This is a genomic window from Streptomyces sp. NPDC048424, from assembly GCF_040651555.1.
Classification (GTDB): domain Bacteria; phylum Actinomycetota; class Actinomycetes; order Streptomycetales; family Streptomycetaceae; genus Streptomyces.
Genome location: NZ_JBEZKE010000005.1, coordinates 187,458 through 210,581, shown reverse-complemented (window position 1 = coordinate 210,581; position 23,124 = coordinate 187,458). Strand labels below are relative to the sequence as shown.

The 23,124-nt window shown below is 73.5% G+C and carries 20 protein-coding genes; 9 read left to right on the top strand and 11 right to left on the bottom strand.

The features are described 5' to 3' along the window. Positions 1-191 precede the first annotated feature (191 nt). Complete coding sequence (locus AB0D29_RS09690) at positions 192-2,384, bottom strand: EAL domain-containing protein (protein WP_362853124.1); 2,193 nt, start codon at positions 2,382-2,384, stop codon at positions 192-194. Positions 2,385-2,449: 65 nt separating this feature from the next. After that, positions 2,450-3,280 carry an SAM-dependent methyltransferase gene (locus tag AB0D29_RS09685; protein ID WP_362853123.1) on the bottom strand — a complete coding sequence of 277 codons (831 nt, stop codon included), beginning with the start codon at positions 3,278-3,280 and terminating at the stop codon, positions 2,450-2,452. An 874-nt stretch (positions 3,281-4,154) separates the two neighbouring features. Here AB0D29_RS09685 and AB0D29_RS09680 point away from each other — a divergent pair. The 3 genes from AB0D29_RS09680 to AB0D29_RS09670 all read left to right on the top strand — a co-directional run bounded on the left by AB0D29_RS09680 (position 4,155) and on the right by AB0D29_RS09670 (position 5,910). Continuing rightward, positions 4,155-4,307 carry a hypothetical protein gene (locus tag AB0D29_RS09680; protein ID WP_351292931.1) on the top strand — a complete coding sequence of 51 codons (153 nt, stop codon included), beginning with the start codon at positions 4,155-4,157 and terminating at the stop codon, positions 4,305-4,307. 32 nt (positions 4,308-4,339) lie between these two features. Beyond that, the gene (locus AB0D29_RS09675; RefSeq protein WP_362852988.1) at positions 4,340-5,110 is read left to right on the top strand and encodes a hypothetical protein; all 771 of its coding nucleotides are present in this window, start codon (positions 4,340-4,342) and stop codon (positions 5,108-5,110) included. Positions 5,111-5,307: 197 nt separating this feature from the next. Continuing rightward, on the top strand, positions 5,308-5,910 hold the full coding sequence (locus AB0D29_RS09670) for a hypothetical protein (protein WP_362852987.1): 603 nt from the start codon (positions 5,308-5,310) through the stop codon (positions 5,908-5,910). Between the two features lie 117 nt (positions 5,911-6,027). Here the strand turns inward: AB0D29_RS09670 and AB0D29_RS09665 are convergent, their stop codons facing one another. Then, on the bottom strand, positions 6,028-6,540 hold the full coding sequence (locus AB0D29_RS09665) for a hypothetical protein (RefSeq protein WP_362852986.1): 513 nt from the start codon (positions 6,538-6,540) through the stop codon (positions 6,028-6,030). A gap of 365 nt (positions 6,541-6,905) precedes the next feature. Here AB0D29_RS09665 and AB0D29_RS09660 point away from each other — a divergent pair, with 365 nt between their 5' ends. Continuing rightward, positions 6,906-7,568, top strand: coding sequence for a class F sortase (locus AB0D29_RS09660; protein ID WP_362852985.1), 663 nt, complete (start codon positions 6,906-6,908; stop codon positions 7,566-7,568). Between the two features lie 27 nt (positions 7,569-7,595). On the opposite strand, the gene AB0D29_RS09655 is transcribed toward AB0D29_RS09660, so the two are convergent. Together AB0D29_RS09655 and lysX are read right to left on the bottom strand one after the other, a co-directional pair. Next, entirely contained in the window at positions 7,596-8,489 is an 894-nt protein-coding gene (locus AB0D29_RS09655; protein ID WP_362852984.1) for a polysaccharide deacetylase family protein, read from the bottom strand. 91 nt (positions 8,490-8,580) lie between these two features. Then, positions 8,581-11,886 carry a bifunctional lysylphosphatidylglycerol synthetase/lysine--tRNA ligase LysX gene (gene lysX / locus AB0D29_RS09650; protein ID WP_362852983.1) on the bottom strand — a complete coding sequence of 1,102 codons (3,306 nt, stop codon included), beginning with the start codon at positions 11,884-11,886 and terminating at the stop codon, positions 8,581-8,583. 72 nt (positions 11,887-11,958) lie between these two features. On the opposite strand from lysX, the gene AB0D29_RS09645 reads away from it, so the two are divergent. Beyond that, positions 11,959-12,420 carry a universal stress protein gene (locus AB0D29_RS09645; RefSeq protein ID WP_362852982.1) on the top strand — a complete coding sequence of 154 codons (462 nt, stop codon included), beginning with the start codon at positions 11,959-11,961 and terminating at the stop codon, positions 12,418-12,420. Between the two features lie 16 nt (positions 12,421-12,436). Here AB0D29_RS09645 and AB0D29_RS09640 read toward each other — a convergent pair whose 3' ends face one another. Next, positions 12,437-13,624: a CapA family protein gene (locus AB0D29_RS09640; RefSeq protein WP_362852981.1), complete on the bottom strand. Its 1,188-nt coding sequence runs from the start codon at positions 13,622-13,624 to the stop codon at positions 12,437-12,439. Between the two features lie 329 nt (positions 13,625-13,953). Here AB0D29_RS09640 and AB0D29_RS09635 point away from each other — a divergent pair, with 329 nt between their 5' ends. Then, positions 13,954-14,493, top strand: coding sequence for a sigma-70 family RNA polymerase sigma factor (locus AB0D29_RS09635; protein ID WP_362852980.1), 540 nt, complete (start codon positions 13,954-13,956; stop codon positions 14,491-14,493). A gap of 243 nt (positions 14,494-14,736) precedes the next feature. Then, entirely contained in the window at positions 14,737-15,201 is a 465-nt protein-coding gene (locus AB0D29_RS09630; RefSeq protein WP_051837618.1) for a hypothetical protein, read from the top strand. A 5-nt stretch (positions 15,202-15,206) separates the two neighbouring features. On the opposite strand, the gene AB0D29_RS09625 is transcribed toward AB0D29_RS09630, so the two are convergent. From AB0D29_RS09625 to AB0D29_RS09605, 5 genes are all read right to left on the bottom strand, one after another. Beyond that, on the bottom strand, positions 15,207-15,605 hold the full coding sequence (locus AB0D29_RS09625; protein ID WP_362852979.1) for a hypothetical protein: 399 nt from the start codon (positions 15,603-15,605) through the stop codon (positions 15,207-15,209). Between the two features lie 26 nt (positions 15,606-15,631). Next, positions 15,632-16,492 carry a DNA-formamidopyrimidine glycosylase family protein gene (locus AB0D29_RS09620; protein WP_362852978.1) on the bottom strand — a complete coding sequence of 287 codons (861 nt, stop codon included), beginning with the start codon at positions 16,490-16,492 and terminating at the stop codon, positions 15,632-15,634. A 20-nt stretch (positions 16,493-16,512) separates the two neighbouring features. After that, positions 16,513-17,766, bottom strand: coding sequence for a hypothetical protein (locus AB0D29_RS09615; protein WP_362852977.1), 1,254 nt, complete (start codon positions 17,764-17,766; stop codon positions 16,513-16,515). A gap of 323 nt (positions 17,767-18,089) precedes the next feature. After that, positions 18,090-20,153: a SpoIIE family protein phosphatase gene (locus AB0D29_RS09610; protein WP_362852976.1), complete on the bottom strand. Its 2,064-nt coding sequence runs from the start codon at positions 20,151-20,153 to the stop codon at positions 18,090-18,092. A 7-nt stretch (positions 20,154-20,160) separates the two neighbouring features. Beyond that, positions 20,161-21,435 carry a DUF6777 domain-containing protein gene (locus AB0D29_RS09605; RefSeq protein WP_362852975.1) on the bottom strand — a complete coding sequence of 425 codons (1,275 nt, stop codon included), beginning with the start codon at positions 21,433-21,435 and terminating at the stop codon, positions 20,161-20,163. Positions 21,436-21,666: 231 nt separating this feature from the next. Between AB0D29_RS09605 and AB0D29_RS09600 the strand changes: the two genes are divergently transcribed. Together AB0D29_RS09600 and AB0D29_RS09595 are read left to right on the top strand one after the other, a co-directional pair. Beyond that, complete coding sequence (locus tag AB0D29_RS09600; RefSeq protein WP_362852974.1) at positions 21,667-22,560, top strand: YndJ family protein; 894 nt, start codon at positions 21,667-21,669, stop codon at positions 22,558-22,560. Between the two features lie 25 nt (positions 22,561-22,585). Then, complete coding sequence (locus AB0D29_RS09595; RefSeq protein ID WP_362852973.1) at positions 22,586-23,119, top strand: DUF1990 domain-containing protein; 534 nt, start codon at positions 22,586-22,588, stop codon at positions 23,117-23,119. Positions 23,120-23,124 lie beyond the last annotated feature (5 nt).

Here is a 23,124-nt window from a genome sequence, read left to right as displayed (position 1 = left end):
TGGCCCGGGCACTCAGCCCTTGGCACGGACGCCCGAACCCTGGCCGGACTCCCGGCCCTTGGCGCGGGCACTCTGCCCCTTGGCACGGACTCCCGGCCCTTGGCCTGGGCACTCGGCCCTTGGCCCGGGCTCCCGGCGCCGGGAATCCGAGGCCGGGCTTCCGGCCCTCCCCGCGGTCCTTGGAGGAGATGTCAGGAAGGCGTGGGCACCGCGTCCGAGAGGGAGAGGGCATGGATGCGGTCGGGGGCTCCGGGGCGGGCGTAGTACCAGCCCTGGGCGGTGTCGCAGCCGAGCGCGCGCAGCTGGGCGGCCTGGGCTCCGGTCTCGACGCCCTCGACCGTGACGGCGAGGTCGAGGCTGTGGGCGAGGGCGACGATCCCCTCCACGATCTTTACGTCGACCGGGTTGGCGGGCTGCTGCTGCATCCCCTGGGTGAAGGAGCGGTCGAGCTTGAGGACGCTGACCGGCAGGCGCCGCAGATTGGCGAGGTTCGAGTAGCCGGTGCCGAAGTCGTCGAGGGCGATGTCCACGCCCAGGGCGGCGAGCCGGCGCAGCGGCTCCAGGAGTTCGTCGTCGGCTCCTATCAGGGCCGATTCGGTGACCTCCAGGCACAGGGCGCCCGGGGGGAGCCCGGACTTCTCCAGCACCGCGACGGTGTCGGCGACGAGGCCCGGGTGGTGCAGCTGGGTCGGCGAGAGGTTGACGTTGACCCGCAGGGCCGAGCCGCCGTTCTGGCACTGCCAGATCCGGGCCTGGCGGACGGACTCCTCCAGCACCCAGCGGCCGAGCGGCACGATCAGGCCGGTGCGTTCGGCGAGCGGGATGAAGCGGTCCGGGCCGAGCACCCCGTACTGCGGGTGCGACCAGCGCACCAGGGCCTCGGCCCCGCGCACGCTGCCGTCGCGCATGTGGACCAGCGGCTGGTACTCGATGAAGAACTCGCCGCGTTCCAGCGCCGCCGGCAAGGCGTTGGTCAGGCCGTGGCGGGTGATCGCGCGGGCGTCGGCCTCGGCGTCGGCGAATTCGAAGCGGTTGCCGCCGGCCGCCTTGGCCCGGTACATCGTGATGTCGGCGCTGCGCAGCACCTCCGCCGGGGTGCGTTCCTTGGCCGGGCCCTCGACGATCCCGATGCTGCCCCGGACCGTCAGTTCCCGGCCCTCCAGCCGGATCGGCGTGGACAGGGCGGAGAGGATGCGGACGGCGAGGTCGGTCACCTTCTGTTCGGTGTCCGGGCCGGTGGTCAGGGCGACGAACTCGTCGCCGCCGAGCCGGGCGACGACCTCGCCGGGGCCGGTCGCGCAGCTCTGGAGCCGGTCGGCGACCTCCACCAGCAGCCGGTCCCCCGCCGAGTGCCCGAGGCTGTCGTTGACCGTCTTGAAGCCGTCGAGGTCCAGGTAGCACAGGCCGTAGCGGCTGCCGCCGGCCCCGCTGAGGGCCTTTTCGAGCCGCTCGAAGAACAGCGTCCGGTTGGGCAGTCCGGTGAGGGCGTCGTGGGTGGCCTCGTAGCGCAGGCGCAGGTTCAGCAGCCGGCGTTCGGTGGTGTCCTCCATCAGCGCCAGCTGGTACTGCGGCTTCCCGTCGGCGTCGCGCAGCAGCGACACCGTGAGGTTGGTCCACAGGACGGTGCCGTCGTGCCGGTAGTACGGCTTCTCCACGCGGTAGCTCTCGCGCTCGCCGCGCACCAGTTCCCCGTACATCCGCCAGACGTGGGGGGTGTCGTCGGGGTGGCCCCACTCGCTGACGTTGCGGCTGCGGACGTGGCCCTCCAGCCCGCCGAACATCTGCAGGAGCGTGTCGTTGACCTCCAGGACGTTCCCGTCGAGGTCGGCGATGCCGATGCCGACGGCCGCGCCCTCGAAGACGGCCCGGAAGCGCTCCTCGCTCGCGTGCAGGGCCTGCTGGGCATCGGTGCGGGCGGTCAGCGCGGAGCGGGCGATGGCCTCCTGCTCCCGGAGGGTGCGCTCGCGCAGGGCGCGGGCGTATCCCGCGGCCATGGCGTGCTGGAGCCGGGCGCAGCGCGCGTGGTACTCCGCGGTGGCCTCCACGCCGGAGCCTTCGAGTCCGTCCGGTCCGCAGTAGAGCACCAGGTACGACTCGATCACGCCGAGGGTGCCGGCCAGGGCCTCGGGGTCGGTGCAGTGCACGGCGACGAGTTCGGCTCCCACGCGGTGGGCGACGGCGGCGTCGAAGGGCCGGGCGTGCAGGGCCTCGGTGAGCGTCCGGGTGAGCGGCACCAGGTGCCGCTCGAACTCGGGGCGGGTCAGCGAGGTCGCCGTGACCGGGAAGATCGCCCGGCCCCAGATCGTCGCGAAGCGGGCGATCCGGTCCTCGATGCCGCCGTGCGGCGTCGCGGAGGAACCGGCGGCCGGTGCCGCGGCCGCCACGGCGGCCGGTGTGACGGCGGGCGCCAGGGCAGCGTCCGGTGCGCCCGCGGTCTGTGCCGGAAGTCTCACGCCTTGCGTCCCACTCCGCCGAAGCCCGAAAAGGCATAGGGGTCTTCCGGTGTCTCGTCCTCCGCCTCGCCGCCGGGTCCGTCCGGCCGCCAGTCGGGCATGGAGACCAGTCCGGGCTCCAACAGCTCGAAGCCGTCGAAGAACCGGCCGATCTGCTCGCCGGTGCGCATGACGAGCGGGTTGCGGATGTCCCGGTAGACGTCGACGACGCCGCCCGCGACCTCCTCCGTGAGCGGGATCCCCTCGTACGAGGCGTGGGTGAGGATCAGCAGGCTGCCGGGGGCCAGCGCGTCGCGCAGTCCGGCCACGGCGGCGTACGGGTCGTCCGCGTCCTCCAGGAAGTGCAGGACGGCGACGAGCAGCAGGGCGACCGGGCGGTCGAGGTCGATCAGCCGGCCGACCTCGGGGGCGGCCAGGATCTCCTTCGGCTTGCGCAGGTCGGCGGCGACGATGTCGGTGCGGTCGTCGTCGCCGAGGACGGCGCGGCTGTGCGCGACGGCCACCGGGTCGTGGTCGACGTAGACCACGCGCGCCTCGGGGCTGGCGGCCTGGGCCACCTCGTGGACATTGCCGAAGGTGGGGATGCCGGAGCCGATGTCGAGGAACTGCGTGACGCCCTCGGCGAGGGCGTGCCGGACGGCGCGGCGCATGAATGCCCGGTTGGCCTGCATGATCTTGGGCAGTCCCGGCATGAATTCCATGGCGCGGCGGGCCGCCTGGCGGTCGACCTCGAAATTGTGGGACCCGCCCAGGTAGTAATCGTAGATGCGGGACACGCTCGGCACCGATATGTCGATGCCTGGCGGGGCCCAGGCCGGGCGCTCCATCGGGGTCTCCAAGCGTTGTTCCTACGGCGGTCCGTCCGAGGTCGGACTCCTGTCCGAGCCGAATGTACTGATCATTGCCCAACAGGGCGAGCAAAAGCGGAAATTGGCGATCCGTTCTTCGTCACACACCAAAGGCGCCCGCCACGCCCCGCGGGGCGAATGACCGGTACCGACAAATCCCTTTTGGGAATTGACCGGTGCGTGATCGGGATCGCCGCAGGACCGGCCCAGAACTGGCTCAAACCTCTCGGGTCGAGGCTCCACCCGTTCAGGCGAACCGGGGGCCGAGCCTCGCGTGCGCGGGCGCGCGCGGGCCCATGCTCCCCGGGTGAACAGAGCCTGTGCCCAGCGCCTGCTGGCGGTCCCGGTCCTGCTGTGGGCGGCCTTGTCCGCCACGCCGGCCGTGGCTGATAGCTGCGCCTACGCGACCACCTGCTCCGGGGACGGCGCGACCGCCACCGCGGTGGTCGCGGTGGCCGGCGGCAGCGGCCGCGGAGGCGGCCCGGGTGGCGGACATCACGGCGACGACCGCGGCTCCGGCCACGGAAGGGGCCGTGGCGGGGACCACGGCGGGGGCCATCACGGCGGTCCCCCTTGCCCGCCGCCACCGCCTCCTCCACCGTGCCCGCCGAAGCCACCGCCGCCGCCACCTCCGCCGCCGCCCCCACCGCCTCCACCACCACCACCGCCCCCTCCACCACCACCCCCCAAGCCCACGCCCGCCCCGCCCCCGAAGCCCACGCCACCGCCTCCGCCGCCCAAGCCGGCGCCCAAACCCGTACCCAAGCCCGTCCTGCCCCCGCCGCCCCCGCCGAAACCGGCACCCCCACCGCCCCGCGCGGTCACGGTGCCCGCACCGCCCCCACCCGCCCCCGTGGTGACACCGCCGCCGCCGAAGGCGGTGGCCCGCCCGGCGTACCACGCACCGGCCCGCAAACCGGCCGAACACCACATCTCGCCGGTGACCTTCACCCTGCTGACCGCGGCTCCCGCGGTGCTCGCGATCGTCGCGCTGCGCCCGCGTTGACCCGCCCCACCTGAAACCGATCGGGAGTCATCTTGTCGGAATGGCTCGTCCTGTCCCTCGCGATGGCCGCGGCCTGTGCCGTGGTGCTGTCCATCGCCTTCTTCAACCACCGCAGGATCGGCGAGGACGACGATCCGAACGAAACCCCGGACGTCATCGAATACATGACGATGATGATCGGCGTGATCTACGCGATCGTGCTGGGCCTGGCGATCGCCGGTGTCTGGGAGGGCCGCGGCGCCGCCCAGGAGTACGTGCGCCAGGAGGCGCAGGCCCTGCACGAGATCAGCGTCCGCTCCGAGGTCTACCCGGCCGAGGTGCGCAAGAAGATCCGGTCCGACGTCGACGCGTACGTGACGTACGTGGTGGACACCGAGTGGAAGGAGATGGCCGACCACGGCGACCTCACGGACCACGGCGGGGAGCTGCTGGAACGTATCCGCCGGGACGTCACCGACTACGAGCCGCGGACCGACCACGAGGGGCAGGCGTACCAGCCGCTGGTCGACCAGGTCGCGGTGGCGGACGACGCCCGCAGTGCGCGCGGCCAGAGCGCCGGGGCCACCATGCCGGGGGTGGTGTGGTTCGGGCTGATCGCGGGCGCCCTGGTGACCGTGGGTCTGATCTTCACGCTGCAGATCAGGCGGTCGTTCCGGGAGCTGCTGCTGGCCGGCCTGTTCAGTGCGCTCATCGCCTTCCTGCTGTTCCTGATCTGGGACTTCGACGCGCCGTTCGGGCGGGGCATCGCGGCCACCGCAGAGCCCTTCCTCGCGCAGTTCCCGCACCTGGACCTCGGCGGCTGACGGCCGCCCGGCGAACCGGCCCGGCAAACCGGGGACGGGCCTCCCGTCCCCGGTTCGGCCTACGGCCATGCCCCATTCGCCCGTTCCTGATCGCGGGCCACCGCACCCGGACCTAGCGTGGCGGACATCGAGGCGCACGACCCCCCACGTGCGGAAACCGTTCCGCGGCTGCTCCTCGGGGATCCGGAGACTCAAGCATGGGTGCGATACGCAGCTCCGCCATCGTCCTGCTCAGCGCCGGCGCCACGGGCGCCGTACTCGCGCTCGGCGCCCTCGGCGCGTCCGCCGCGACCCCGGCCGGGGCAGGGGCCCGCCAGGTCACCTCTTTCGGCTTCACGATCACCCCCTCCACCGTGGCCCCCGGCGGCCAGACGGTGCTCGCGGTCAGTGGCTGCAACTCCGCCTACTCCACCGCCTCCTCCGGTGTCTTCGACACCGTGAGCATCGCGCGCGGGCAGACCGCGCGGGTCACCGTGGACCGGGACGCCCGGCGCGGGGCCGTCTACTCCGTCTCCTTCACCTGCAACGGGGAGACCGGCTCGGCCGACCTGACCATCGCCGGCGGCACGACCCGGCCGACCACCAGTTCCACGCGGACCGCCACCGCCATCGCCCCGAGGACCCCCACCCCCACGAACGCCACGGCCGCCGGTTCCGCCCGCGGAGTGCGCGGCGGCCTCGGCGGCAGTGTGGCCGGCATGGATCCGGTGGAGTTCGGCGCGGGCGCCGGCCTCTTCCTCACCGCCGTGGGCGGTGCCGCGTACGCGCTGCGCCGCAGGGGCTCCGGCCGCGGCCACTGAAGAACCCGCCCGTGTTCCCCGCTGCCGCCGGTCACCCCTGGCCCGGGCGAGGGCTGGGGTGACCGGCGGCAGCGGGGAACACGGGCGGGGCACACACCCGACCGGAAGGGCGTCCGGTCAGGCCCCGCTGCGGAGCGGACGGCGGCGGCGCACCACGTGCGCCCCCGCGCCGAGCGCCGCGGCGCCGACGAGGCCCGCGCCGATGGCGGTCTCGGCGGCGGACGGGCCGAAGGACCCGCCGATGCCGCCCTGCGAGGGGTTGCCTTCGAGGATCGTGAAGCGGTGCGTGGCGACCAGGCTGCTGTCGTTGCACCGGACCGACAGCGTGTGGTGGCCGGGCGAGGCGTGGTTGAAGATCCGGACGTTCGCGAAGCCGATCGACCCGGCGGACAGGTTGGCCGGCGGAAAGTTCCCGTGCGAGGAGACGGTACCGCCGTGTCCGCAGCCCGACGCGCTCACCTGCATCGTGGATCCCTGGTGCACGGAGTACGGGTTGACCGAGATGTTGCTGGGACCGCCGTTCCCGCCCTGACCACCACCGGGGTTCTGGTTCGCGGAGGCGAACGGGACACTGAGTCCGATCGCGGCGCAGGCTGCCGCCGTCACGGTAAGAGCGCGCAAGACACGCATGGTGGAACCTCCAGCGGGAAGCGCCCCGGAGCGTCGGCCCCGGATGATCGACGAGAACGCCTCCCACGTCGAACCCTCCGATCGCCCCGCAAGCTCCGCATTTCCGGCTTTGGGCCGCCCGGTTGAGCGACACGCCGAAGCGCGGACGGCGCAGCTGACGGATCCGCAGGTCACGACCCGTCAGGCATTTATGTGACGATTACCTGGATGGACGCACCCCTTCCGGCCCCCTCCGGGGCCGCGGCCACCCGTTCGCACCTCCCCCCTCGCCGTCCCGCCCGGTCGCCCTTAGCGTGCGTGAGGTAGGGCGTACAGGGGCGGGACAGGAACGCGGGTCGGGACCCCCGCGTCGGGAAGGGAGAACGATGGGCGAGGACGAGACCGGGCAGTCACGCAAACGCTCACCGTGGGGCGTGCTCGCCCTGGTCATGCTCACCGGCCTCGCCATGGTGCGGAACGGGGTGGACATCGACGGCGGACCGCCCCAGCCCACCGCGGCCTCGGCCGTGGCGGTGACGGCCGACCAGCTGCCGGCGAACCCGCCGGTGGCGCCCGCGGGCATGGAGGTGCTGGAGCACTCGTCGGTGCAGCGCATCCGGATCCCCACGATCAACGTGGACGCGCCGGTGATGACGGTCGGGCTGGACGCGGAGGGCTGGATCGACGCCCCGCCGCCGCAGGACCGCAATCTCGCCGGCTGGTACCTCAACGGCATCTCGCCGGGCCAGCGCGGCTCGGCGGTGATCGTGGGGCACGTGGACAACGCGCAGGGCCCGGCGGTCTTCTACGGCCTGGGTTCGGTCAAGCCCGGCAACCGCATCGAGGTACAACGGTACGACGGGCGCACGGCCGTGTTCGAGGTCTACGGCGTGGAGGTGTTCTCCAAGGAGGCCTTCCCCGGAGCCCGGGTGTACGGGGACACCGGGCACGCGGAACTCCGGGTGATCACGTGCGGCGGCGGGTACTCGAAGGCCCGCGGCTACGACGGCAACGTGGTCGTCTTCGCCCGCATGGTGGAGGCCCGCTGAGCGGTCGCCCGCCGGGGAGCGGGCCGCTCAGCGCGGCGGCAGCGTCGGAAGGGTCATCCGGTAGCCCCGCGCCAGCAGTTGGGGCAGGTAGGAGGAGATCGCCTGGACGCTCTGCGAGCGGTTGCCGCCCGCGTCGTGCGACAGGACGATCACGCCGGGGCCCGCGCCGCCGAGGACCCGGGAGATGATCGTGCCCGTCCCGGGCTCCTTCCAGTCCAGGGTGTCCACGGTCCAGGCGAGCGGCTCCATGCCCAGCTCGGCCCCGATCTCGAAGGCGGCCCGGTTCCACGCCCCGTACGGTGCCCGGAACCACACCGGCGCCTCGCCGGCGGTCTGCTGTACGACCTCGCTCGTGCGGCCGATCTCGGAGGCGAGGGCGGGCCGGCTGAGCTGCGGGATGAGCGGGTGGGTCCAGGTGTGGTTGCCGATGACGTGCCCTTCGGCGACCATCCGGCGCAGCAGGTTCGGGTTCTCCGCGGCCATCTCCCCGCAGACGAAGAACATGGCGCGTACGCCGTACCGGGCGAGGGTGTCGAGGATGCCCGGGGTGTAGCGGGGATCGGGGCCGTCGTCGAAGGTGAGCACCATGGAGCTCGCGGTGCTCGCGTCGGCCGGGAGCTCCAGGATGGGCCGGGTCCGGACGGCCGGCTTCACGGCGGCGGCCCGGGCCGGCGCGTCGGAGGTCATGGGGCGCAGCCGGTAGGCCTTCTCGGGCAGTCCCTGGGGGAAGGCGGCCCCGGGTGCTCCCGCCGCGGGATGCGGCCCCGGCCCGGCGGCGCCCGGCGCACCGCCGGCACCGGGCGTACCGGGCGTTCCGCCCTCCCCGCCCGAGGAGACCAGTCCGGCGGCGGCCGCGACTCCGAGGAAGACGGCGGTACGCAGGAGCGCGCGCCGCCCTACTGTCGGCTCGTCATTTTTCATTCTTACTACGTATCAACGACATCGCCGCAGATGTCGAGAGGCGCGGACGCGCCCCGTCCCGGTCACCCGCCCGGACCAGCCGGGCGGCCGGTCAGCCGCGCCGCACCAGGGGGAACGGGAGCGTCTCGCGGATCGTCAGGCCCGTGAGGAACATGACCAGGCGGTCCACGCCGATGCCCAGGCCGCCGGTCGGCGGCATCGCGTACTCCAGTGCGTCCAGGAAGTCGTTGTCGAGCTCCATGGCCTCCGGGTCGCCGCCCGCAGCGAGCAGGGACTGGGCGGTGAGCCGGCGCCGCTGCTCGACGGGGTCGGTCAGCTCCGAGTACGCGGTGCCCAGTTCGGTTCCGAAGGCGACCAGGTCCCAGCGCTCGGCGAGCCGCGGGTCCTTGCGGTGCTGGCGGGTGAGCGGGGAGACGTCGGTGGGGAAGTCCTTGTAGAAGGTGGGCAGTTCGGTCTTCTCCTCCACCAGCCGCTCGTACATCTCCAGGACCACGTCGCCGCGGGTGTCCTCGGGGGCGTGCGGCACGCCGGCCCGGTCGCACAGCCTGCGCAGTACGGGTTCCCCGGTGTCGGCGTCGACCTCCTCGCCGAGGGCCTCGCTGATGGCGCCGTACATGGTCTTGACCGGCCAGGGCCCGGAGATGTCGTGGACGACGAGCTTTCCGTCCGGTCCCGCCTTGTGGGCGATCGGGGAGCCGAAGGCCGCGGTGGCGGCGCCCTGGATCAGTTCGCGCGTGAGGTCGAGCATCACGTCGTAGTCGGCGAAGGCCTGGTAGGCCTCCAGCATCGTGAACTCGGGGTTGTGCTTGTAGGAGACGCCTTCGTTGCGGAAGGTGCGGCCCATCTCGAAGACCTTCTCCATGCCGCCGACGCACAGCCGCTTGAGGTAGAGCTCGGGCGCGATGCGCAGGTAAAGGTCGAGGTCGTAGGCGTTGATGTGGGTGCGGAAGGGACGGGCGTTGGCGCCGCCGTGGATCTGCTGGAGCATCGGGGTCTCGACCTCCAGGTAGCCGCGCTCCAGCAGCCCCTGGCGCAGGGCCTGGACGGCGCTGGAGCGGGCCCGTACGACGTCGCGCGCCTCCGGGCTGGCGACGAGGTCGAGGTAGCGGCGCCGGACCCGGGCCTCGGGGTCGGCGAGTCCCTTGCGCTTGTCGGGCAGGGGGCGCAGGCACTTGCCGGTGAGCTGCCAGGAGCGGACCACGAGGGAGGGCTCGCCGGCCTTGCTGGCGCCGGCCTCGCCGCTGACCAGGACCTGGTCGCCGAAATCGACCTGGGAGGTGAAGGAGTCGAGCACCTCGCTCCCCGACTCGTCGCGGGTGAGCATCAGCTGCACGTCGCCGGACCAGTCGCGCAGGACGGCGAAGACCACGCCGCCGAGGTCGCGTACGACCATCACGCGCCCGGCGAGGGTGGCCTGCTCGCCGGACCGGGCGCCGGGCGCGAGGCCGGGGAGGGCGGCCTTCAGCTGGGCGACGGTGTGGGTGCGCGGGCGGATTCCCACCGGGTAGGGGTCGATGCCGGCGGCCCGGAGGCGTTCCAGTTTGGCGTGGCGGACGCGGACCTGCTCGGGCAGCCGCTCGGCGGGGGCGAGCCCCTCGCCCTCCTCCCCCACGGCGTCCAGGCCCAGGGAGTCGATGGAGGGCAGCCCCTCGGTGGTGGCGGGGTTGGTGAGTCCCTTGGGGTGGCCGTTGCCCCACAGGGTGCGCAGGCTGGGTACGGAGACGAAGCCCTCGGCGATGCCGGAGGCGAGGCTGACCCGGGCGAGCGAGCCGGCGTCCTGGTAGCAGAGGAACCGCGGGTACCACTCGGGGCCGTACTTGACGTTCGAGCGGTAGAGCGCCTCCAGCTGCCACCAGCGGGAGAAGAAGAGCAGCAGCTTGCGCCACAGCTTGAGGACGGGGCCGGCGCCGATCCGGCCGCCTTCCTCGAAGGCGGAGCGGAAGACGGCGAAGTTCAGGGAGATCCGCCGGACGCCCAGGCCGGGGGCCGCGGCGCACAGCTGGGCGACCATGAACTCCATGACCCCGTTCGGGGCGGCGCGGTCGCGGCGCATGAGGTCGAGGGAGATGCCGTCCTTGCCCCAGGGGACGAAGGAGAGCAGGGCGATCAGTTCGCCCTGCGCGTCGAAGGCCTCGACCAGCAGGCAGTCGCCGTCGGCGCGGTCGCCGAGCCGGTCCAGGGCCATGGAGAAGCCGCGTTCGGTCTCGGTGTCCCGCCAGTGGTCGGCCCGGTCGACGATGATCTGCATCTCGTCCTCGGAGAGGGCCGAGTGACGGCGGATGAGGGTGGTGGCGCCGGTGCGCTTGACCCGGTTGACGGCCTGGCGGGTGACGCGCATGTCCCGGCCGTCGAGGTCGAAGTGGGCGACGTGCAGGATGGCCTCGTCGCCGAGCTGGAGGGCGCCGAGTCCGGAGCGGGCGTAGGCGGTGGCGCCGTCCTCGGAGGCGCCCATGACGGCGGGCTGCCAGCCGTGGCGGCGGGCCACGGCCAGCCAGGCGTCGACGGCCGGGGTCCAGGCGGCGGGGTCGCCCACCGGGTCCCCGCTGGCGAGGCAGACGCCGGCCTCGACGCGGTAGGTGACGGCGGCCTTGCCGTTGGGGGCGAAGACCACGGCCTTGTCGCGCCGGGTGGCGAAGTAGCCGAGCGAGTCGTTGCGCCCGTAGGCGCCGAGGAGGGCGCGGATGCGGGGCTCCTCGTCCCCGTGCAGGGCGGCGGTCAGGCGCTGGGAGCGGAAGAGGGTGGCGGCCGCGTTCAGCAGGGCGAGGGCGCCGAAGAGGCCGAGCAGGAAGTACAGCGGGCGGGGCGGGCTGCCGTCGAACTGGCGGGCCGAGAAGAGGCCGCCGAAGACCTGCTTGGCGGCCCAGTCCAGCCACTGGCCGCGGGGCAGCGTACCGGGGAAGAGGGCGACGAGCCCCCAGCCCACGAGGACGGCGGCGAGCAGGCCGAGGCCCAGCACGAGCAGGGCGTGCCACAGGGCTCCGGGCCGGGAGGCGGCGTAGAACTCGTCGCGGGCGGCGATCAGCACGGCGGTCGCGGCGACGGCGATGGCCATGGAGGGGACGCCGATCCAGTAGTCGCCGACGGCCATGTCCAGTACGTCGTCGAGCATCAGCAGGGCCAGATAGGTGATGACGATCCACCAGGCGACCTTCTTGCGGGTGCCGAGGGCCGCGGCGAGGAGGAAGAGGAACACGGCATAGGCGAGGTTCGCGCTGACCGGGACGACGATCAGGTCGAGGAAGCGCACGACGTGCCGCAGGAGCCGCCGCAGCGTCGGGGAGAGCGAGAGCAGCGCGCACAGCAGGCCGAGCGCTCCGAAGAACGCGCCGAACCCGTCGGGCACCCGGTTCAGGAAGCGGTTCCGGGTCCCGCGCGTCTCCTCCACGGTGGCACTCATGGTTCGCACTGTAGGGAGGGCCGAGCGGGTGCGCGCGCCGAGCGGAACGGGGCATCGCCTAACCTCGGCAGGGTGACGGAGCACGTGAACACGGGATTCGAACGCGGTACCGACGGACCGAAGGTGATCCTGGCCGGGGTCGACGGGTCCGACTCCTCGCTGCGGGCGGCGGCCTACGCGGCGGGGCTGGCCCGGCGGCAGAACGCGCTGCTGGCGCTGGTGTACGTCCAGCCGGTGATGCCGGCCGGGGCCGCACTGGGGGCGCCGGTGGCCGACACCACCGGGGAGATCGCGGAGGGGCTGGTGGCCGAGATCCGCGAGTCCGCGGAGCGGCTCAAGGGCATCTACGAGGTGCGCTGGCAGTTCCACACCTTCCGCGGCGACCCGTACGCCGGGCTGGTGAGCGCGGCGGAGGAGCTGATGGCGGACGCGGTGGTGGTCGGGGCCTCCGAGCAGGCGGGCCACCGCATCGTGGGCTCGGTGGCGATCCGGCTGGTCAGGGCGGGCCGCTGGCCGGTGACCGTCGTCCCGTAGGACCGGGCCCCGGGCCCTACTGGGCGAGGGTGAGGCCGTCCTTGGCGGCGCCGCGGCTGAGGACGGCCTCGATGATGTCCGCCCGGGCGCTCTCGTGGTCCTCGCGGTCGGAGGGCCGTGCGAGGTTGACGACCCGGCCGGCGGACAGGTCCATCATCTGCGGCACGAACTCGGCCTTGGTGACCTGCCAGCGCTGCCCCTCGGCGGCCGGCGGGGCGAAGGTGAAGCGGCCGATCGAGCCGTAGTTGCCCCGCATGTCCCGGGCGCCCGTGTAGTTGAACATCTCGCCCGCGACCTGGTCGCCCATGCCGTAGATGATCCAGGTCCCGTTGACCTTCTCGTAGGGCTGCGGGATATGGGCGTGCGTTCCGAGCACAAGATCGATGTCCGGCCGGCCGCCGGTCTGCGAGGCGGTCAGCGCCTTGCCGAGCGAGAGCTGGGTCTCGTCCGGTTCGGTCTGCCATTCCGTGCCCCAGTGCACGCTCACCAGCACCACGTCGGCGCCCGCCTTCCGGGCGGCCCGCGCATCCGCGATGATCTTGTCCTGCTTCATCAGGTTGACCGCCCACGGCTGGCCCTCGGGCAGCGGGTAGCCGTTGGTGTCGTAGGTGTACGCGAGGTGCGCGACCTTGGCGGAGCCCGCCGTGTACGTGGTCACCGTGGCTGCCTCGGCCGCCGTACGGGCCGAGCCGGCGTGCTTCAGCCCGACCTTGTCGAAGCGGTCCAGGGTGCGGCGCAGTCCCGCGGCCCCGTCGTCGAGGGTGTGGTTCGAGGCGGTCGAGCAGCCGTCGTACCCGGCGTCCTTGAGCCCGTCGGCGACCTCCGGCGGGGATTTGAAGGCGGGGTAGCCGGAGAACGGCCCGCCCTCCTCCCCGTAGATGGTCTCCATGTGGCAGAGGGCCAGGTCGGCCGCGGAGACCACGGACTTGACGCCGGAGAACATCGGCCTGAAGTCGTAGCCGTCGCCGTCCGCGTCGTTCGCCGCGCGCTGGATGACGGAGGTGTGCGGGAGCACGTCGCCGCTCGCGACGAGGGTGAAGCCCTTGCCGGCCGGGGCGCCGGCGGCGCTGGAGGGGGCCCGTCCGGCGCTCTCGCCGAGGCGGGCGGGTGCGGGGTCGCCGGTGCCCGAGCAGCCGGCGGCGGCCGCGGACAGGAGGAGGGCCGACAGGAGGGCGACCGCCTGGGGCCGGGTTCGCTTGGTCATCTGCCCAGCTCTCATTAGTACGACTATCTGATATCTGATCACCTGCAATCCATAGAAGTAGACGCCGCAAGTCAAGGAACGGATCCGCACGCGGGCACCGGGCCCACCCCAACGGCGGACACCGGCGGCGCCTCCTGCCGTTCGCCGTGCCGTTCGACCGTTCACCGACCCGCACGCCCGCCCGGCGGACGACCCGGGTGCTTGGGCGCATCGCCCGGGCGGGACGGTTCCCGGGCGGCTCCCCGCAGGTCAGGGTGAACGCAACGCCTCCGCCACGGACCCCGTACGGACCCCTGTCGGACCCCCACGCACCTCGGAAGGAGCCCCTCGTGCCGCTCTCCCCCGCCCTCCCGCACACGGACCCCGAGGCGCTGGCCGAACTCCAGCGCGACCACGGGCGGGCCCTGTTCGGATTCCTGCTGGGCCTCACCGCCGGCGACGCCCAGCGCGCGGAGGACCTCGTACAGGAGACCCTCGTACGGGTCTGGCAGCACCCGGAGGCCCTGGCGAGCGGGCACGAATCGATGCGGCCGTGGCTGTTCACGGTGGCCCGGCGGCTCGCCATCGACGCCCGCCGGGCACGGCTGTCCCGCCCGCTGGAGGTGGACGCGGAGGGCCTGGAGCAGGCGCCGGCGCCCGAGGACGCGGTGGCCGGCTCGGTCACCGCGATCGACGTCCGGCGGGCCGTGGGGTCCCTGGGGCAGGAGCACCGCGAGGTGCTGATGCAGGTCTACTTCCGGGACCGGTCGGTGGCGGAGGCCGCCGTCGAGCTCGGCATCCCGGCGGGTACCGTCAAGTCCCGTACCCACTACGCCCTCCGCGCCCTGCGCAAGGGTCTCCAGGGGTACGGCTACGGCCTCGGAGCCTGAGCTTCCGGCACGCGGGAACATCCGGGCAATGGGTCCGGGAGCGCCGTGAAGGGGCGCGGACCGGACAAAAAACGCACGGAATTGGGCATCAGAGCGTCCAAGTTGCGTAAACATCCCCCGCCCGGCGAGCCGCTCGGTGAAGGCTCGTGCTGACGACGACGGGATGCTCGAAGCGTGGGAGAAGGTGGAACGGTGCAGCCCGAGGGTACGAACGGCACCAGTGACGGCGGGCTCGCGGTGCCCATGGCCTGGCTCTACGCCGAGTACATCGCGGACGAACTGCTGCGTACGGGCCGGCTGATCCCGGTCAGCACCCTGGAGTTCCGGGCCGGACGCGACACGCTCGCCCTGACGATCTACCTCTCGGACGCCGCCGGCGAGCTCTCCGGGATCCGCGTGGTCTCGCAGCTCGACGAGTGGATGTCACTGACGGCGTACGGACACCCCTGGCGCGACTGGGTGCACACGCGGTTCCTCGCGCTGGGCGAGGAGGCCAGGGAGCGCGGCCGCGGCGAGGATCCCGACCTGGAGCTGGCCCGGGCGGCGTGGCGCTGGCTGGACCGCACCGAGCTCTTCGCCACCAACCTCGACCCCGGGCGGCACGGCCACGCCGACACCCCGCCGGGACTGGACGAGAACGCGCGGGTGTGGACCCCCGCCTGGCAGCTGGGACTGCCGCTGGGCCACTTGGCGATGCACCTGTTCTGACGCCCCTACGAGGACCGTTCGGCCGGATCGGTCACCAGGCCGGTGAAATCGGCCTCGTTGCGCTCCGCCCGGGTGACGTACCACCGGGCGATGAGCCACATCACCGGATACACCAGCAGCCCGAGCACCACCCACACCAGCGGCCCCGACGCCGCCCGCGGCAGCGCGAACACCAGCGGCAGCGTCCCGACCAGCGCCGCGAGCGCGGCCACCGCCCCCAGGCCGGCACGCAGCTGACTGCGCATCAGCGCGCGTACGTAGGTGGCCCCGAGGGTGGTGTGCTCGGAGATCTCCGAACGGGCCGGGGCGTGCGCGGGCGGCCGGCGGCGGGCGCCCCGGGGCACCCCGGTCACGATCTCGCGCCGGGGCGGCGACTGCGGCGGCTGCGGTTGCTCCTCGGCCATGGCGCGGGAGTCTACGCAGCGCCCGGCTATTTGAGGAGCCGCGACAGCCGCCGGTCGGCCAGCGGCTTGCCGCCCGTCTGGCAGGTCGGGCAGTACTGCAGCGAGGAGTCCGCGAAGGACACCGAGCGGACGGTGTCCCCGCACACCGGGCAGGGCTCCCCGTCCCGGCCGTGCACGCGCAGCCCGCTCTTCTTCTCGGCCTTGAGCGCACCGGCGGCCACTCCGTGCGCACGGGCGACGGCCTCGCCCAGGGTGGTGCGCACGGCCTCGTAGAGGTGGGTCACCTGATCGTCGTCGAACGAGGCGGCCAGTTTGAAGGGGGAGACCTTCGCCGCGTGCAGGATCTCGTCGCTGTACGCGTTGCCGATGCCGGCGATGACGCCCTGGTCGCGCAGCACGCCCTTGACCTGGCGGCGTTCCCCGGCGAGCAGCGCGGCGAAGGCGTCCCGGTCGAAGTCCTCGGCCAGCGGGTCGGGGCCGAGCCGGGCGATGCCGGGGACCTCCAGGGGGTCGTGGACCACGTACACGGCGAGGCGTTTCTGGGTCCCGGCCTCGGTGAGGTCGAAGCCGCCGCCGCCCTCCAGTACGACCCGCAGCGCGAGCGGCCCCTTGCCGGGGCGCGGCGGCTGCGCGGGCAGGGCGTCCTGCCAGCGCAGCCAGCCGGCCCGGGCCAGGTGGGTGACGAGGTGGAGCCCGCCGATCCGCAGGGCCAGGAACTTGCCGTGGCGGGCGGTGGCGCCGGCCGACTGCCCCTCGAGGGCGGACAGCGGCGGATCGTACGTCTTGAGCACGCTGACGGCGAGCGGGAGGACGCGCTCGACCACCCGCCCGGTGAGGTGCTCGTCGAGGTACTCGCGCAGGGCCTCGACCTCGGGCAGCTCCGGCATGGGTCCAGCCTGCCGCCGCCTCAGGCGAAGCGCGAGCTGGGCACGGGGCCCGGTGACGCGACCCGGTCGCGGGGCGCCGCGAGCCAGCCGGTGCGGACCGCCGTCACGAACGCCCGGAAGGCCTCGTCCGGGTCGGCCGGGGTCGCGCCGTCGCCCCCGTCCGGGGCCGGGTCGGCCGTCGCGATCTCGTCGGCGATCTCCTCCTCGGGCCGGTCGTCGTCCTGCCACGGCGGGGCGACGTACTGGCAGAGCAGCGCGCTGGAGTCGGCGCTCACCGCGGGCGGATCGGTCCAGCAGGTGGCGTGCTCGTGGAGGATCTGGCCGTCGGCGCGCTCGCGCAGGGTGCGGACGAGTTCCTGGTCGGCCGCGTTCAGGTCGTAGGCGACGACGAGGGTGTCGGCACGGCCGGGTTCGTACGGGACGACGGGCAGCCCGAGCACCCGGGCGGCGGCGAGCCCGAGGATCCGGTCGGACCGGCCGGGCAGCAGCGAGACGCTCGCGGGGGCGCGCTCGGCGGCCTCCAGTGCGAGCGCGAGCCGGGCCAGGCCGCGGCGGCACTGTTCGGGGCTGTCGCCGAGGTAGGCGTACCGGCCCGTCATCCCGGCGTCCCAGCCGTACGGGGAGAGGGTGCCGAGCAGCCCGCCGGTGAGGCCGAAGTGCCAGCCGCGCAGGTCGGCCGGGCCGAGCGGGTCCGGGTGCCCCGCTGTCTCCTGGGCCCTGCGGGACTGGCCGCTGCGCAGCACCTGGCGCGCCTGGCGCTTGCGCGCGCCCGACCACTGGGGGTCCTCGGGGGCGGGGAGACCGAGCAGCAGCCCCTCCGCGGCGTCCAGGTCCCCGGCGAGCAGGGTGTGGTGGACCAGCAGGTACGTCTCGGGCCAGGCTGGCAGCCGGTCGCCGCGACCTGCGAGCAGCGCGGCGGCCTCGGTGTGCCGGTGCTCGTCCTCCAGGGCGGAGACCAGCTCGGCGAGGAGCGGCCGCGAGTCGGGGAGCAGCCGGAGCGCCTCGCGCAGGGGCGCGAGGGCGAGGAAGGCGACGCCGCGCTCCACGCAGGCGTAGCCGAAGTCGTAGAGGGCCTGCGGTTCGTCGGCCCGCCCGGCGGCGGCCCGGGCGGCCTCGGCGAGGTCCTCGAAGCCGGCGCTCTCGGCCAAGGCCCTGGTGGCCTGGGCGAGTTCGGCAACGGGGAGGGTCTCCGCGCGGGGGCGAAGCGAACGGACGGCTCCGGGCAGGTCCCCTGCCTTGAGCAGCCGGCGGACGTCATCCATGGCGATAGTCATCGCCGTCGATCCTCACGGACCGGGCGGCGCCCCGCAACGGACTTTCCCCGCCCGGGCGCACGTTGCCGCCGCGCCCGCCCACCGGCGCCGCCCGGACCGCCGAGGCGCCCGCCAGGTCTAAAGAGACGGCCCAGGCCCTGTCCGGGCAAACTTCGCGGGCCCGCGACCCTCCCCCAGCTACCGCTGGGAGGTGCCCCCAGGCAGGCACCTCGCCGCGTTGTCGGAGCGCGCGAGTACGGCCAAGTACGAGCTGCGCTCCTCCGCCTTGCGATGCACCGCACCAGACCCCCCGGCCCGATCCACGAGGATCGCCCGGACAGGACCTAGCCCATCACGAACTCGCACCACACGCACTTGCCGCCGCCGCGCGGTTCCACGCCCCAGACGTCCGCCAGCCGGTCCACCAGCATCAGGCCGCGTCCCGAGACTCCCGCCTCCCCCGCCTCGCGCCGCCGTGGCAGCGCGCTGGAGCGGTCCTCGACCTCCACCCGCAGCCTGCGCTCGTGGCCCGCCAGGACCCGCAGGGTGACGATCGCCGGGCCGTCGGTGTGCATGAGGGCGTTCACGATCAGCTCGTCCGCGACCAGCTCGATCTCGTCGGACCGCTCCCGCGCGCCCCACGCCCGCACGGCCGCCCCGATCATGTGGCGGGCCGCCACCAGGGCCTCGGGGTCGCCGGGTGCCACGTGCTGCTGCAGGCGGCTGCCGGCCTGGGGGGCGGCCGCCACCTCGCGGCGCAGCAGGAGCAGCGCCATGTCGTCGTTCCCGCCCCGGTCGTCGGCGACCTCGCAGAGCCGGTCCGCCAGGAACTGCAGGTCCGACGGGCCGCTGCGGATCTGGGAGGCCAGCAGCCGGATGCCGTCGTCGAGGTCGGCGCCGGGCTGTTCCACGAGGCCGTCGGTGCACAGCAGGAGCGTTTCGCCGGGGTCCAGTTCCACCGTGGTCACCGGGTACTCGAGCCGGCCGAATTCGGCCGAGAGGCCGAGCGGCATCCCGCCCTCCACCGGGAGCCGGCGGCAGTCCCCGTCGCGGGTGCGCAGCAGGGGGTCGATGTGGCCCGCCCGTACCAGCTGGAGGACGCCGGTGGAGAGGTCTGCCTCCACGTAGGTGCAGGTGGCGAAGCGGTCCGTGTCCAGCTCGTGCAGGAAGACGGAGGCCCGGGCCATGACCGTGCCGGGCGAGTGCCCCTCGGCCGCGTAGGCGCGCAGGACGATCCGCAGCTGGCCCATGACCGCGGCCGCGTGCGTGTCGTGGCCCTGCACGTCGCCGATGACGGCGCCGACCCGGCCGCCCGGCAGCGGGATGATGTCGTACCAGTCGCCGCCGATGTCCCGGCCCATCCGGGCGGAGCGGTACCGTACGGCGATCTCCCCGCCGGGCACCGACGGGATCCGCCTCGGCAGCATGGCCTGCTGCAGGCCCTCGGCGAGGTCGTGCTCCTGCTCCAGCAGCATGGCCCGCTGGAGGCTCTGCGCGATGCTGCTGCCGAGTGCGACGAGCAGGTTGCGTTCCTCCTGGGTGAAGCCGTCCTTGTCCTGGTAGAGCAGTCCGATCGCGCCGATGGGGCGGGCCTGGGCGATGAGCGGCAGGTAGGCGGCCGCCGAGATCCGCATGTACGAGATCTTCGCCCAGAGGTCGGGATAGCCCTCGGCGAACTCCTCCGCGGAGTCGAGGAAGCGCGGCTGGAGCGAGCGGACGACCTCGCTCATCGGGTACTGCTCGTCGACGCGGGTGTAGCGGGTGCCGGGGACGAAACTGTCCTGGGGGCCCTCGGCCACGAGGTGGATGCGCCCGGCCTCGACGAGGCCCATCACCATGCCCATGGAGCCGAGCCGCTCCAGGCCGTGGGCGTCGCCGATGACGTCGATGACGTCCCGGACGGTCCGGGCGTGCGCGAGGGCGGCGGTCGTGGACTCGACCACCGACGTCTGGCGACGGCGTTCCTCGTCCAGGCCCAGGCGCTCCGCCGAGTGGCTGAGCTCGTCCGTCGCGTCGCGGACGATGCCGATGATCCGGTACGGGCGCCCGTCCGGGCCGCGCATGACGCGGCCCTGGGTGTGCGTCCAGCGCAGCCGCCCGTCGTGGCAGCGGATGCGGAAGTAGGCGCCGTAGCTGTCCACCTCGCTCTTGAGGGCGGAGGAGACGAGGGCGTCCAGGCGCGTCGACTCGGTGGCCGGGACGCGCGGGGAGAGCGACTCGGGCCGGCCGTCGTACTCGTCGGGGGTCGTGTCGAAGACGTCCAGGGCCGCTTCGTCCATGTGCATGAGACCGGTCACGAGGTCCCAGTCGAAACTGCCCATGCGGTTCAGCCAGAGCGACCGGTCCGGGTGTGCGGGCCAGTCGTCCGGCAGCGATACGGTGGTCGGCACCGATCCACCATGACACACCGGCCGGTCAGGCGCTCTCCAGCGAGTGGCTCCCGTCCGAGGTCCCGTCCGAGCTGCCGTCCGAGGGCTGCGGCTGCAGGTCCGGGTTCGTGTAGGGGTCCGCGTACGGATCGGTGTACGGGTCCGCGTACGGATCGGTGTACGGGTCGGTGTACGGATCCAACGGCTGCGGCATCGAGCCGTCGGGCTCGGGCACGAGACCCGGATTGTTCGGGTCCGGCTGCGTCAGGTCGAACGGAATGTCCGAGGGCAGGTCCGAGGGCACGTCGCCGCCCGGCAGGTCGGAAGGGGGGACGTCCGAGGGAACGTCCGAGCGGGGCTGCTGCGGCCGGGGGACGGCGTCCGACGGCGAACCCGGGTTCTGCGGGACGCCGGGGCTCTGCGGCGGGTTCTCGCCCTGCGGGTTCCGGCCCTGCGGGTTCTGCGGGCTCTGCGGGGCCGATCCGGTCGGCTGGCAGTCCGGCGCGGCTCCGGCCGGCTCGCTCCGGCACGGCTGGGTCGAGGCGGGCCCGGACGGGGTGACGGGGCCCGTCGGGATCCCGTCGGCGGGGTCGTACTGGGGCAGCAGGCGCGGCGGCCGGTCCTGGGCCCCGTCGTCGCCCCGCTTGCGTTCGATCCAGGTGTTGTCGGCGATGTTGACGATCACCAGGTTGTTGATCACCTGGGTGGTGGGCTCGACCACGACGACCTGGTTGGGCTGGTAGCCGCTCCACGGATCGCCCTTGTGCACCGGGGAACCCTTGGCGGCGAGCGGGGAGGCCAGCGGGTTTCCGCAGCCGCAGCGCACCCGGGGCATGCCGTGCTCGTCGACGAGGACCGCGGTGCCGGCCTGCAGGACGGACTGGAAGCCGTCGGCCCGGCCGTCGCGGAAGGCGTGGTTGGTGACCCGGGTGTCGGCGCGCAGCACGACGGGCGTCAGGCCGCGCAGGAACTCGGGGATGCTCGCCTGTTCGATGTCCGCGGCCTGGGCGAAGGCGCGGGCCTTGGCGTTGTCCGTGGTCAGGAAGCGGACCTGCTGTTCCACGTCGCAGCTCCCGAGCCGCTGGGTGCCGCCGTACAGGCCGGGGGTGGCCGCGTTGATCGTGCGGATGCCCTGTCCGGTCGGGTTGGGCAGCGGGGGCTGTACGGGGGCGGACTCGGCGGTGGCCGAGGAGGCGGTGAAGGGGTCGGGGCCGGCCGAGGCCACGGGCTGGAGGTAGATCTCCTGGCTCTCGGGTCCGGCGGCGCTCTTGGGCGGCTGTTCGCCGCCGCAGCCCGCGGCGAACAGCCCGAGGAGGGCCAAGAGGGCGGCGCCGGCCGGTAGGTGACGGCCCGACGTCTGACGAGGTGTCGGAACTGACGGTGCGTGCACGTTATCTCCCTTTTCGCCCCGATTGCTCCCTCCTGTCTGCCGCATGAGCGCGAGACCCGCAACCGGAGGGCGTCTTGAACATGTTCAAGGAAGGTCGTAAGGTCATCACCGTGAGTTGAACGCGTTCAAGGCGTTCGGCCGCAGCGTTGGGGGGAGTCCAGGGTGTCGGTACTGGTGAACGTGATCGTCACCCTGGGCATGCTCTACGTCGTCCCCGCGGGCCTGCGCCTGATCGACCCGGCCGGGCTCCGCCGGACCGCCCGCCTCTGGCCGCTGCTCGCCGCCCCGGGCGCACTCTGCCTGTGGCTGCCGCGCGGGCTGCCCGCCACGGCGCTCGCCGCACTCTACGCGGCGGCCTGCCTGGCGCTCGCGGCCCGGGCCCCGGTCCGGCTGCTGCGGGGCCGCCCCCCGGGCCGCTTCCCGGACCCGTCCGGGATCGCCGTGGCCACCGCTCTGGTCTCGCCCTCGATCGCCGGGACCGCGCTGGTCGCCGAGCGCGCCGGATACCGGCTCTTCGGCTTCGACCTCGACATCCTGGCGCTCACCGTGCCGCACTTCCACTTCGCCGGGTTCGCGGCCGCGCTGGTCGCGGGGCTCGTGTGCCGGGCCGTCCGGGACCGGCCCGCGACGGGGCTCTCGCGCTGGGCGGCGTACAGCGTCCCGGCCGGCACCCTGCTCGTACTCCTCGGCTACTTCGTCGACGACTGGGCGGAGCTGGTGGGCGCGGTGGTGCTGACCGGCGGGATGTGGGCCGTGGCCCTGCTGACCTGGCGGGAGATCCGCCCCGCGGCCCGGGACCGGGGCACGCGGGCCCTGCTCGCGACCTCGGCGGCCGTGCTGGTGGCCACCATGCTGCTCGCCCTGTGGTGGGCGGCCGGCGAGGCCACCGGGATCGTGCACCCCACGCTGACCTGGATGGCCGCGACCCACGGCCTCGGGAACGCCCTCGGATTCGCCCTCTGCTCGGTGCTGGCGTGGCGCCGGCTCGCCGTCGACCACTCTCCCCCCGCCGACCACCCAGCGGTGGCCGCCCCACCGCTGACCGCCCCCCGCTGACCACCCACCGACTGGAGACCTCGCCATGACCCGCCTCATCAGCGCCGGCCGGGACACCGTCAACTACCCCGACAAGGGCGCGACGGCCCACCGGCCACTGCCCGTCGGATACCACCACCTCGACCACCGCACCCGCCTCGGGCACGGCCGGGCCGTCTTCGAGGCCGCCGGCACCGCCGTGACCACCTTCCACGCGCACCGGACCTCCGGAATGCGGGTACGGGCCGATGCCGGAGCGGTCCGGCCCGGCAGCCGCGTCATCGTCGGGATCGGCCTCGGGCCGCTGCGCATCGACGCCCCCTGCGAGGTGATCTGGACGGCGTACGAACCCACCCGCATCGGCTTCGCCTACGGGACCCGGCCCGGCCACCCCGAGTGCGGGGAGGAATCCTTCATCGTGGACATGGACCCCGACGGCACCGTGTGGTTCACCGTGACCGCCTTCAGCCGCCCGAACAGCTGGTACACCCGCCTCGCCGGCCCGGTGGTCCCCTTCCTCCAGCTGCGCTACGCCCGCTGGCTGGGCCACCGCCTGCGCACGCTGGCCACCGCCGCCTGACCCGT